Source organism: Luteibacter aegosomatissinici (assembly GCF_023078495.1).
In the GTDB taxonomy this organism is placed as follows: Bacteria; Pseudomonadota; Gammaproteobacteria; order Xanthomonadales; family Rhodanobacteraceae; genus Luteibacter; species Luteibacter aegosomatissinici.
This window is the reverse complement of record NZ_CP095742.1, coordinates 955627-967212: the sequence shown is the minus strand read 5'-3', so window position 1 is coordinate 967212 and position 11586 is coordinate 955627. Positions and strand designations below refer to the sequence as shown.

Here is an 11586-nt window from a genome sequence, read left to right as displayed (position 1 = left end):
CGCTGCGGGGACTGGACTCAACTTGGCCAAGCCCCCTACCGGCCCTCCCCCCGTCCACCCGCGGATCGCCCGAGCCTCGCCAGCATGCCGCTAACGTGGGCGAAAAACCCAGAACTTCGCGCCTGCGAAGTTCACCAGCATGCCGGCGGCCGACCCGGCGGCGACCGCCAGCAGGGGCTTCACGCCAGCGGGCGGCATGAAGACGACAACAGCGCTGTAAGCGAGGTAGTTCACCACGCCGCCCAGGCTCATGGCGGCGAGATAGTGCCACCACTCCCTCCAGGCAGAGCGTTGCCTGCTGTCGGCGAAAGCGAACCGCCGGTTCACCTGCCACGTGGCGAATACGGCCAACAGGAAGGAAACAACCCGGCCGGCGAAGTAACCGAGGCCCATCCATAACGCGATGTAAAGCACAGTGGCATCGACGACGAAGCCGACCACGCCCGCCACGGAGAAAAGGATGGCCTGGCGTCTCATCCAACGCATCCCATTGCCGACAGACGTCCCCAGAGGAGCGGCCGGTGTCCCCGCATCATGCACCCAGCCGGCGCATGTCAGCGTCTACCATCATGGAGATGAGCTGCTCCATGGATGTCCTGGGCTCCCACCCGAGCGCGGCTTTTGCCTTGGCAGGGTTACCCAACAGCACATCGACCTCTGCCGGGCGGATGAACTTCGGATCGATCAACACGTAATCTTCGTAGTTCAGACCGACATGGCCGAAGGCCAGCTTGCACATATCGCGCACGCTCACGGTTATACCGGTTGCGACCACGAAGTCATCGGCCACCGCCTGCTGGGTCATGAGCCACATGGCTTCGACATAATCGCCAGCGAAGCCCCAGTCGCGCTTGCTGTCGATGTTACCCAAGCGAAGCTCTTTCTGCAGGCCAAGCTTGATCGACGCCACGGCATTGGTCACCTTGCGCGTCACGAACTCAATGCCGCGCAGTGGCGACTCGTGGTTGAACAGAATACCGCTCGACGCATGCATGCCGTAGCTTTCGCGGTAATTCACGGTAGCCCAGTGGGCCATCATCTTTGCGACGCCGTAGGGGCTGCGCGGATGAAACGGCGTATTCTCGTCCTGACGTTCCGCCTTGATCAGGCCGAACATTTCACTGGTCGACGCTTGGTAGAAGTGCGCCTCGCGATTGACGATGCGCGTAGCCTCGAGCATGCGCATGGCGCCTGTGCCATCAATATCGGCCGTCAAGAGGGGCTGCTGCCACGAGGTACCCACGAAGCTCTGCGCGCCAAGGTTGTACACCTCATCGGCACGCGACTGCTCCATCGCGCGGATCAGTGACGATAGATCCGCCAGATCGCCATCGATCATGTGAACATCGTCCAGGATGCCGAGCTCGCGCAGGCGCCATGACGTATCGGTGCTACGACGCGGAGCGAGTCCGTGGACGCGATAGCCCTTGCCGAGCAACAGCTGCGCCAAGTAGGCACCGTCCTGCCCCGTAATGCCGGTGATCAGGGCCGATCGTTGGCCATTGCTCATGCTCTGCCTCTTGCGTCGTTCAATACTGCATTCAAAGTGTCGCGGATCGGAATCAAGGGTTCCCATCCCGTGTGTTCTTTCAGCAAGGCGGCGTTGGCCACCATGCGGCGCTGCTCCGCCGGTCGCATCCGTGCCGGATCCTGCTCGAGGGTTACCTCGACACCGGCCAGTTCGCACATCATCTCAATCAGCGTGCGCATGCGGTACTCGCGCCCACTGCCGATGATATAGCGCTGCCCGGGACGCCCGGCGCGCAACAGGGCATTGTAAGCGGCAACGACGTCCCGGACATCGGTGAAGTCACGGGTCGTATCGATGTCACCGGTGCGCATGACCCGTTCCGCCCCTCGCTCGATAGCCACGATCTGCGACGCGAACGAGGGTACGGCGAACTGGGCGCCCTGCCCCGGCCCGATATGGTTGAACGGACGGGCGATCACCGCATCCAGGCCGAAGGTCCGATGCCACATCAGCACCAGCTCCTCTGCAGCAACCTTCGAAACGGCGTACGGATTACGCGGCTGCGCGAGACGGTGCTCATCCACGGGGAGGTCCGCGTCGGGTACCAGGCCGTACACATCACCGGAACTGACGTAGACAAAACGCCCCGTGAAGCCCGCGGCGGACAAGGCCTGCAAGAGGTGGAGCGTCCCACCCACATTGATATCAAAGGTCTCGCCGGGCGCCTCGAAGGACCGTGGCACAAAGCCCTGGGCAGCCAGATGAAGCACGCCATCCGGCTGCACCCCCTCGACCCACGCGCGCACGGCATCGCCGTTGCGTAGATCCAGGTCCGCTGGTGCTGCCTCGAGGTCCCAGTCGCCGAAGCGGCCGGCAGCCGCTTCGGCACGGATGGTGGAGCCGACAAAGCCGCCGGCTCCCGTGAGAAGGAGCCGCCTCATTCCACCGTCACGGACTTCGCCAGATTACGCGGCTGGTCGACGTCGGTGCCGCGGAGAACCGCCACATGGTAGGCCAGCAACTGCATCGGCACCGTAAACACCGCCGGCGCGATCAGATCGCCACCGCCATCGACCAACACCGTCGCCAGGCGCTCGGTATCGGTATCCATTTCCACCCGCTCATCCGCAAAGACGATGAGCTCGCCGCCACGCGCCCGCACTTCCTGCAGGTTCGACTTCAGCTTATCGAGCAGCGGGCCATTAGGCGCCACGGCCACGATCGGCATGTTCTCGTCCACCAGCGCCAGCGGGCCGTGCTTTAGCTCACCGGCCGGGTAAGCCTCGGCGTGGATGTAGGAGATTTCCTTGAGCTTGAGCGAGCCTTCCAGCGCGACCGGGTACTGCGCACCACGGCCGAGGAAAAGGGCGTGCTGCTTGTTGATGAAGTGGTCGGCGATCCGGATGATCTCCTCCTCACTCTTCAACGCGTTCTCGATATAACGCGGCAGCGACTGCAGTTCCTGGCAATGATCCAGGTAGGTCTGGTGGTTCAGACCGCGGCGGCGGCCCAGGTCCAGCGCCAGCAGCGCGAACGCCGCCAGCTGCGTGGTAAATGCCTTGGTCGAGGCCACGCCGATTTCCGGGCCCGCGCGGGTCATCAGGCGCAGGTCGGATTCGCGCACCACCGAGGATTCGGGCACGTTGCAGATGGCGAACGTGGCCAGGTAGCCGCGGCGGCGCGATTCGCGCATGGCCGCCAGGGTATCGGCGGTTTCGCCGGACTGCGAGACGGCGACGAATAGCGTGTCCTGCGGCACCACCACGTCGCGGTAGCGATACTCGCTCGCCACTTCCACGACGACCGGAATACGGGCGAGCTCTTCGATCCAGTACTTCGCCACCATGCCGGCGTGGTAGCTGGTGCCACAGGCCACGATGTGGACAGCACGGGTCTTGTCCAGGATCGGATCCGCATCGATGCCGAAGATGTTGGGCAGCACGCCGTGCGGACCAATGCGGCCTTCCAGCGTATCGGCCACCGCCCGCGGCTGCTCGAAGATTTCCTTCTGCATGTAGTGGCGGTACTCGCCACGCTCCACGGCATCGGCGCTGATTTCGCTTTCGTGCGCGGCGCGATCGACGGGATTGCCCTGGATATCGAACACCTCGACGCCACTGCGGGTGATCTCGACGATGTCGTCCTCTTCCAGGTACATCATCCGGTTCGTGACCTTGATGAGCGCCTGCGCATCGGAACCGAGGAAGTGCTCGCCAATACCGATGCCGACCAGCAGCGGGCAGCCACGGCGGGCGCCCACAATGCGGCCCGGCTCATCCAGGCTCATGACGGCAATGGCGTAGGCGCCTTCGAGCTCACGCACGGCGGCGGTGACGGCATCGCGCAGGGATTTACCCGCCTGCACATGCTCGTCGATAACCGCACCCATGACTTCGGTGTCCGTCTGCGAATGGAAGGTACGGCCCTTACCCTGCAGGCTTTCACGCAGGCTGGCGTAGTTCTCGATGATGCCGTTGTGCACGATGGCGATACGGCCCTGCACATGCGGGTGGGCATTCACTTCGCTGGGCACACCGTGGGTAGCCCAGCGGGTATGTGCGATACCCGTACCACCCGGGATCGGATCGGCGTCGTACAGCGCCTCCATCTCGCGCACCTTGCCCTTGGCTCGGACGCGGCGAATTTCGCCCTCGTCGGCGATAGCCATGCCCGCGGAATCGTACCCGCGGTATTCCAGGGCCTTCAGGCCCGCGATAAGGATAGGCGCAATATCACGCTGAGCGACGGCAGCAACAATTCCACACATGGTCTTTCCCCTTAGTCCTTAATTGACCTTGCGACGCAGGTAGTTAAGCAGGTCGATACGCGTGATCAACCCAAGGAACTGCTCCCCGTCGACCACGATGGCCACGTGGCCTTTCTCGAATACCGACATCAGCGATTCGATCGACGAGGTCACCTGGATCATTTCAGGCGACGCGATCATCGCGGTGGATACCGGATCACGGAATTTCGTTTCATCGGCATGCACGTGCAGCAGCACGTCGGATTCATCGAGGATGCCGACGATGCGGTCGCCCTCCATCACCGGCAGCTGCGACACGTCGTAGAGTTTCATGCGGTTATAGGCGGTAACCAGCATGTCTTCCGGCTTGACCACGACCGTATCGCGCCGCGCATACGGGCGCAGGATCAGGTCACGCAGATCGCCGTAATGCTCGCGCTCGATAAAGCCGTTATCGAGCATCCAGTAATCGTTGTACATCTTCGACAGGTACTTGTTGCCCGTATCGCAGACCAGCGTGACAACGCGCTTGGGTTCGGTCTGTTCGCGGCAGTATTTCAGCGCGGCGGACAGCAAGGTACCGGTCGACGAGCCGCCGAGGACACCTTCCTTCGCCAGCAATTCGCGAGCGGCCACGAAGCTTTCCTTATCGGTAATGGCAAAGGCCTTCTCCACCATCGAGAAATCGCTGATGGACGGCAGGAAATCCTCGCCGATGCCCTCGACCATCCACGAACCGGATTTCTCCGACAGGGTGCCTTCGTTGATGTACTGGGCCAGGATGGAACCGACCGGATCAGCAAGGATGATTTTCGTATGGGGCGAGTGCTCACGCAGGTAGGCAGTGAGACCGCTCATGGTGCCCGAGGAACCGCAGCCCACCACGATCGCATCGACCTTGCCATCAAGCTGGTCGAGGATTTCCGGACCGGTGGTCTGCACGTGAGCCAACGGGTTATCCGGGTTGCCGAACTGGTTGATGAAGTACGCCCCCGGCGTTTCGCGCGCAATGCGCTCAGCCATGTCCTGGTAGTACTCCGGGTGGCCCTTGGCCACGTCCGAACGGGTCAGCACCACTTCGGCGCCCATGGCCTTCAGGTTGAAGATCTTCTCGCGGCTCATCTTGTCGGGCACGACCAGGATCAGGCGGTAGCCCTTCTGCTGCGCGACCAGCGCCAGCCCCAGGCCGGTGTTGCCTGCGGTGCCCTCGACCAGCGTATCGCCCGGCTTGATCTTCCCGGCGCGCTCGGCGCCTTCGATCATGGACATGCCGATGCGGTCCTTCACCGAGCCACCCGGGTTGGCGCTTTCCAGCTTCAGAAACAGCTCACAGCGACCGGTGTCGAGGTGCTGGGCGCGCACCATGGGGGTGCGGCCGATCAGATCGAGGACGCTGTCATGAACCTTCATTGGAACTCCGTGATGGTGTGCTGGCGGGGCCCCTTCGACCCTGCCCGATGGGCGCCCATTCTAGTGGCTGACGCGGCTGTTCGATCCCCCGCTGTTCAGGCTACGGCGAAACGATGTATGCGAGACCGCTCATTCGGCATCCGGTTGCTTTTATGCGGCGCAACAAAAAGGGCGCGACATGCGCGCCCTTTCATGTACCGGTTGTCAGCCTCAGTGTGGTCCGGAGGCCTGCCAGGATTCCCACATTCGTTCGAGCTTCTCTTTGGCGTGCAGCTTATCCCGCTTCATCTGGGTGAGGTCCCGGTCGCTTAGCGGTAGACAACCGCGGCCGGCTTCCTCGAGCTTCTTGTTCAGTTCCTGATGTTGGGAATAGAGACGACGGGTCTCGGCATTGGCATGGATGAACTTCTCGACGTCGTCACGCTGCTGGTTTTCGAACATTGCAGATCTCCTCGCGGTGGGGCCGACCCGTGGCACGGGGCGGTCGTGAGGGGAGCCATGCGGGCACAGTGCTGCATCGGGTAACGGATGTTCGCGATGGCGTGCCTGGTGAACTTCAACGCATGCTCCGGCAGGAACCCGCCTCGTGTTTTTCACGTGACGGGAAGTTCAACCTACTCCCCTGTTCCGGGGGCTGCAAGAGCGAAAATTCGCAAAAAGGCGCGCAAAAACGGTTGCATGAGCAACGGTTTACGCGGCAGGGAAATAGCCCTCCGCGAGCGCCTGAAGGGCGGCGGCCGTTGGCCGCCATTGCGTGCGAGCACGCTTCTACGGAATCGCCGCCACCCTGCAGGAGCGCGCTTGCGCGCGATCACCTACAGGGTGGCGAGGCGTCGGCCTTAGTTACCGCCCGACGACTTCTTCTTCGACGAACCGGTCGCCGGCGTATTGGCCGGCGCACCACCGTCGGACGAGTTCATGTCGCGCATGGCGCGCGCAGCGGCCTCGGCCAGGGCAGCCTGCTTCTTGGCAGCGTTGGCCACCTTGGCCTGGGCGGCGGCGACCTGCCGGGCCTTGTCGCCCTCGGCCTTGGCCTGTTCCAGCGCCTGGGAATACTCCACGCCCTGCTGCTGCAGGCGGGCGGCCTCTTCCTGAATCATCTGGTTCTGCTGGCGCTGCTGCTCCAGCTGGCGGCGGGCCATCTCGGTATCGAGGCGGCTGGCTTCCAGCAGGATGGCGTCGTGCTCGCGATCGAGCTGCGCGCCCTTGGCCTGCGCATCCTGGAACTGGGCCATGGCCTTGGCGATATCCACCCGGCGCTCGGCCACGTACAGGTAGTGTGCGTGCTCCTTGTCCTTGGGCTTGAACTGGGCCATCTGGCTGATGGCCTCGCGGGCACGCGCCTGCTCGGCCTGGGCGTAGTTGCCGATGACCGGATCGGCCGAGAGCTGGTCCAGGCTGGCGTTCAGGCGGCGAACGTCCAGATCGTCCGTGGCGGCCACGGCGGTGCCCGCCGAGACGGCCAGGGCCAGGGCGGAGAGGAGGATCGTGTAGCGCTTCATCACTGGCCTCCCTGGTTGTTCGGCTGCTGCTGGTCGTTTTGCGGCTGGATATAACCGTTGCCGTTGTCGTTCAGCGGCTGGGTCTGGCCGCCCACGGGCGGCGGAGTGGTATCCGTGGCTTCGGGCAGGACGGATTCGGTCTCCTGCACGTTGTTCGGGATGGGCACCGTATCGTTCTGGTGGTTATCGATCATCTCGACGCGCATCTGCGCGTTTTCCTTGCTCTTGGCCGAGTTCTGGGCGCGGGCGGCGCCGAGGCGCGATTTGGCGCGGGCCAGTTCGCTATCCGCACGCGACTCGTCGGCGAGCACCGAGGCCTCGTCGTACTTCTTCGAAGCCATGGCCGCCTGCGCCTGGCGGAACTTGCTTTGGGCATAATCAAGGTCCACCGGCGCGTAATCGGCAGCGCCGGCATCGCGAGCGGCCTGTAGCTGGGCCAGGGCCTGGTTCATGGAGCCATCCGGCGGGGGGGTGCTTGCGCAGCCCGCCAGGGTGGCGAAAGCCAGGGCCAGAGCGGCCTGGGCAAGGAGCCGGCGGCCCTTGAACAGGGCGTTCGACGGCAAGTTGTGCACCATCACTCGTTCCTCTTACAGCTTTGCGAGATATTGTCGATATAGAAGGTCGGGAGACCGTCGTCTCGATTGTAATGCGAACCAACGGGGGTTTAGGTGGATATCGGTTATTTCCTGAAACTGATGGTGGACAAGGGCGCGTCGGACATGTTCCTGACGACCGGTGCCCCCGTGAACATCAAGGTGGAAGGCAAGCTTTACCCGCTTGGTAACACGGGCCTGCCCAGCGGCATGGTCAAGAAGATCGCCTATTCCCTCATGGACGAAGGCCAGGTGCCGCAGTTCGAGCGCGACCTTGAGCTGAATATGGCCCTGGCCGTGAAGGAAGCCGGCCGCTTCCGTATTAACGTTTTCAAGCAGCGCGGCGAGATCGGCATGGTCATCCGTGCGATCAAGAGCGAGATCCCCTCGCTGGAAGAGCTGCAGCTGCCGGGCATTTTCCGCGAGCTGATCATGGAGCCGCGCGGCCTCATCCTGGTCGTCGGCGCCACCGGCTCGGGCAAGTCCACCACCCTGGCGGCCATGCTCGACCACCGCAACACCAATAGCTCGGGCCATATCCTCACCATCGAGGACCCGATCGAATACCTGCACCGGCACAAACGTTCCATCGTGAACCAGCGTGAGGTGGGCCTGGACACCCACAGCTATCACGAGGCGCTGAAGAACGCGATGCGCGAGGCGCCGGATGTGATCATGATCGGCGAAATTCGCGACACGGAGACCATGGAAGCGGCCATTTCCTTCTCGGAAACCGGCCACCTCTGCCTGGCCACCCTGCACTCGAACAATGCCGACCAGACCCTTGAGCGCATCCTGAACTTCTTCCCGGAATCGGCACACAAGAACGTGCTGATGAACCTGGCCCTGAACCTGCGCTCGGTGATCAGCCAGCGTCTGGTGCTGGGCAAGGATGGCCGCCGCATGCCGGCCACCGAAGTACTGCTCAACACCCCGCTGATCCGCGACATGATCCGCCGCGGCCAGATCCACGAGGTGAAGGACGCCATGGACCGCAGCCTGCAGGAAGGCATGCAGACCTTCGACCAGTCGCTCTATCGCCTGTACAAGGAAGGCAAGATCACGCTCGAGGAGTGCCTTAACAAGGCCGATTCGCGTGATGGCCTGGCGCTGAAGATCCGCCTGTCGGAAGGCGCGACGGGCAATGAGTTTGCCTCGAGCGATCCGTACGGCATCGGCGTCTAACCCCTAACGCCCGTACAAACATGTAGGAGCCCACCCTGTGGGCGACGCTGTTCGCGAAAGAGCCGCAGGAAGGGCGGCCTTGTCGCGAAAGCTGTCGCCCACAGGGTGGGCTCCTACATTTCACATCGGCGCGTCTGGCTGTACCTCGGGGGCCGCGGCCTGGAAGGCCTCGAGCGCCTGGCAGTTCGCCACCACGTGGCGAATGATCGGGTACGGACCCAGGTCCAGCTCCCAGCGCACCGCGTTGTAGAACTGCGGCACCAGGCAAACATCGGCGATGGTCGGCTTGTCGCCCCAGCAAAAGCCACCGCGCTGGCCCTGCGCCAATAGCGCCTCGATACCGTCGAAGCCCTGTCCTATCCACCGACGGCACCAGGCCGCCTTGGCCGCCTGGTCGGCGCCGAAGCGCCCTTCGATTTCCTTCAGCACCCGCAGGTTACCCAGCGGGTGGATATCGGTGCTTACCGCCAGCGCCAGCTCACGGACACGTGCCCGGTGGCGCGGATCGGCGGGCAGCAACGCCGGCGTCGGCCGGGTCTCTTCCAGGTATTCGAGGATCGCCATGGACTGGCGGACCACGAAGTCCCCATCCACGAGGGTCGGCAACTGGCCCTGCGGCGATAGCTCGCGGTATCCCGCTTTCAGGTGCTCGCCGCCGTCATGAATCAGGCTCACGGGGCGCGTCTCGTAGGCCAAACCCTTCAGATTCAGGGCGATACGAACACGATAGGCGGCGCTGGAGCGCCAGTAGCTATAGAGGGCGAGGGCCATGCGAGTTCCTTCGTTGGTCCGCCGATTCTAGCCGGGACGTTACAATTGCGGTTTCCCCGCCATCACAGCTGGAGCCCCACCGTGTCCGTCATCCGCATGCAAGACCTCGACCTGCGCGGCAAGCGCGTCCTGATCCGCGAAGACCTGAACGTGCCGGTCGAGAACGGCAAGATCACGTCCACCCAGCGCCTGGATGCCTCCCTGCCCACCATCGTCGCCGCCCGCGACGCCGGCGCGAAGGTCATGGTCATCTCGCACCTGGGCCGCCCGAAGGAAGGCGAGTTCGATGAAGCCTCCTCGCTGAAGCCCGTTGCGAAATGGCTGGGCCAGAAGCTCGGCAAGGACGTCCGCCTCGTGCGCGATTACCTCGATGGCGTCGATGTCGCCGATGGCGAGGTCGTGGTGCTGGAGAACTGCCGCATGAACGTCGGCGAGGGCAAGGATGACGAGGCCCTGTCGAAGAAGTACGCGGCCCTGTGCGATGTGTTCGTCATGGATGCGTTCGGCACGGCCCACCGCGCGCAGGCTTCGACCCATGGCGTGATTCGCTTCGCCCCCGTCGCGGCCGCCGGCCCGCTGCTTGCCAAGGAACTCGATGCGCTGGGCAAGGCACTGGAGAACCCGACCAAGCCGCTGCTCGCGATCGTCGCCGGCTCCAAGGTCTCCACCAAGCTCGAGCTACTGCAGAACCTGGTTGGCCGCGTCGATCAGCTGATTGTCGGCGGCGGCATCGCCAACACCTTCATCCTGGCCGAAGGCCACAAGGTCGGTAAGTCGCTGGTCGAAGCCGACCTGCTCGATACCGCGAAGAAAATCATGGCCGACGCGAAGGCCCGCGGCGCGGAAGTGCCGGTGCCGACCGACGTGGTCGTCGCCAGCGAGTTCTCGGCGAGCGCGAAGGCCACCGTCAAGGCGGTGGACCAGGTGGGCGACGACGACATGATCCTCGACATCGGCCCGGATACGGCCAAGCGCTATGCCGAGCTGATCGCCAAGGCCGGTACCGTGGTGTGGAACGGCCCGGTCGGCGTCTTCGAGTTCGATGCATTCGGCAAGGGTACGGAGACGTTGGCCCGCGCTATCGCGGCATCGAAGGGCTTCTCGATCGCCGGTGGCGGCGACACCCTGGCCGCCGTCGACAAGTACGGTATCGAAGATGGCGTGTCGTACATCTCCACCGGTGGCGGCGCGTTCCTCGAATTCCTCGAAGGCAAGGAACTGCCGGCCGTAGCGGCACTCAAGGCACGGGCGGACACGAAGTAATGCTTTTCCTCTTCGACCTTGATGGCACGATCATTGACTCCGAGGTCGGCATCTTCGCCGGCATCCGCCACTCCATGGCGGCTGTCGGCGCGGAAGCGCCCGACCATGCCACGATGCGCTCGTGGATCGGCCCGCCGCTGCGCGTGAGCTTTGGCGAAGTGCTCAACGGCGATGTCGAGCGTGTCGAGGCTGCCGTTGCCGCCTACACCGAACGCTTCCACGAGATCGGCTGGTCCGAGCACCAGGTGTACGAGGGCATCCCGGAAGCCATCGCCGCCCTCGCCGCCCGTGGTGATCGGCTAGCCGTAGTCACCAGCAAGACCCGCTCCCACGCCGAGCGCATCATTGAGCACCTGCCCTTCGGCAAGGCGTTCGATCGCGTCTATGCGCCCGGCCCGGAAAGCGCCCACAGCGAAAAGGCGGCGATGGTCGCCGCTGCCCTGGCTGACTTCGCTCACCCCGAGGGCGACACCTTCATGATCGGCGACCGCCGCTATGACATGGAAGGCGCCGTCGCCAACCAGGTGCGTGGCGTAGGCGTGCTGTGGGGCTTCGGCGATCGCGCCGAGCTCGAGCAGGCCGGTGCGTGGACCATCGTGGAAAAGCCGGGCGACCTTCTCGGCTTGGCCTGACGCAACAACCAGG

12 protein-coding genes are annotated in these 11586 nt (G+C 63.8%); 3 read left to right on the top strand and 9 right to left on the bottom strand.

Features of this window, described 5'->3' with window-relative positions; translation table 11 throughout:
* Nucleotides 1-90 precede the first annotated feature (90 nt).
* From L2Y97_RS04280 to L2Y97_RS04245, 8 genes are all read right to left on the bottom strand, one after another.
* Nucleotides 91-477, bottom strand: a complete 387-nt coding sequence (locus L2Y97_RS04280) for a GtrA family protein (RefSeq protein ID WP_247433440.1) — start codon at nucleotides 475-477, stop codon at nucleotides 91-93.
* A gap of 55 nt (nucleotides 478-532) precedes the next feature.
* Nucleotides 533-1510, bottom strand: a complete 978-nt coding sequence (locus tag L2Y97_RS04275; protein WP_247433438.1) for a GDP-mannose 4,6-dehydratase — start codon at nucleotides 1508-1510, stop codon at nucleotides 533-535.
* Nucleotides 1507-2412, bottom strand: a complete 906-nt coding sequence (locus L2Y97_RS04270; protein WP_247433435.1) for a GDP-mannose 4,6-dehydratase — start codon at nucleotides 2410-2412, stop codon at nucleotides 1507-1509. Before L2Y97_RS04270 ends, L2Y97_RS04275 begins: the two co-directional genes overlap by 4 nt.
* Nucleotides 2409-4238 carry a glutamine--fructose-6-phosphate transaminase (isomerizing) gene (gene glmS, locus L2Y97_RS04265; RefSeq protein ID WP_247433432.1) on the bottom strand — a complete coding sequence of 610 codons (1830 nt, stop codon included), beginning with the start codon at nucleotides 4236-4238 and terminating at the stop codon, nucleotides 2409-2411. Before glmS ends, L2Y97_RS04270 begins: the two co-directional genes overlap by 4 nt.
* Before the next feature lie 18 nt (nucleotides 4239-4256).
* Nucleotides 4257-5627, bottom strand: a complete 1371-nt coding sequence (locus L2Y97_RS04260) for a pyridoxal-phosphate dependent enzyme (protein WP_247433429.1) — start codon at nucleotides 5625-5627, stop codon at nucleotides 4257-4259.
* 210 nt (nucleotides 5628-5837) lie between these two features.
* A complete protein-coding gene (locus L2Y97_RS04255; protein ID WP_247433427.1) occupies nucleotides 5838-6068 on the bottom strand; it encodes an HP1242/YdcH family protein in 231 nt (76 codons plus the stop codon).
* A 398-nt stretch (nucleotides 6069-6466) separates the two neighbouring features.
* The gene (locus tag L2Y97_RS04250; protein ID WP_247433426.1) at nucleotides 6467-7129 is read right to left on the bottom strand and encodes a DUF4398 domain-containing protein; all 663 of its coding nucleotides are present in this window, start codon (nucleotides 7127-7129) and stop codon (nucleotides 6467-6469) included.
* Nucleotides 7129-7704 (bottom strand): DUF4398 domain-containing protein, encoded by a 576-nt coding sequence (locus L2Y97_RS04245; RefSeq protein ID WP_247433423.1) that lies wholly within the window; start codon nucleotides 7702-7704, stop codon nucleotides 7129-7131. The genes L2Y97_RS04250 and L2Y97_RS04245 overlap by 1 nt, the downstream gene beginning before the upstream one ends.
* A gap of 93 nt (nucleotides 7705-7797) precedes the next feature.
* Between L2Y97_RS04245 and L2Y97_RS04240 the strand changes: the two genes are divergently transcribed.
* Nucleotides 7798-8907: a PilT/PilU family type 4a pilus ATPase gene (locus tag L2Y97_RS04240; protein WP_283248300.1), complete on the top strand. Its 1110-nt coding sequence runs from the start codon at nucleotides 7798-7800 to the stop codon at nucleotides 8905-8907.
* A 120-nt stretch (nucleotides 8908-9027) separates the two neighbouring features.
* Here L2Y97_RS04240 and maiA read toward each other — a convergent pair whose 3' ends face one another.
* Complete coding sequence (gene maiA, locus L2Y97_RS04235) at nucleotides 9028-9678, bottom strand: maleylacetoacetate isomerase (protein WP_247433420.1); 651 nt, start codon at nucleotides 9676-9678, stop codon at nucleotides 9028-9030.
* 81 nt (nucleotides 9679-9759) lie between these two features.
* Between maiA and L2Y97_RS04230 the strand changes: the two genes are divergently transcribed.
* Both L2Y97_RS04230 and L2Y97_RS04225 read left to right on the top strand, forming a co-directional pair.
* The gene (locus tag L2Y97_RS04230) at nucleotides 9760-10941 is read left to right on the top strand and encodes a phosphoglycerate kinase (RefSeq protein WP_247433417.1); all 1182 of its coding nucleotides are present in this window, start codon (nucleotides 9760-9762) and stop codon (nucleotides 10939-10941) included.
* On the top strand, nucleotides 10941-11573 hold the full coding sequence (locus tag L2Y97_RS04225) for an HAD hydrolase-like protein (protein ID WP_247433414.1): 633 nt from the start codon (nucleotides 10941-10943) through the stop codon (nucleotides 11571-11573). The genes L2Y97_RS04230 and L2Y97_RS04225 overlap by 1 nt, the downstream gene beginning before the upstream one ends.
* The last annotated feature ends 13 nt before the right edge of the window (nucleotides 11574-11586 follow it).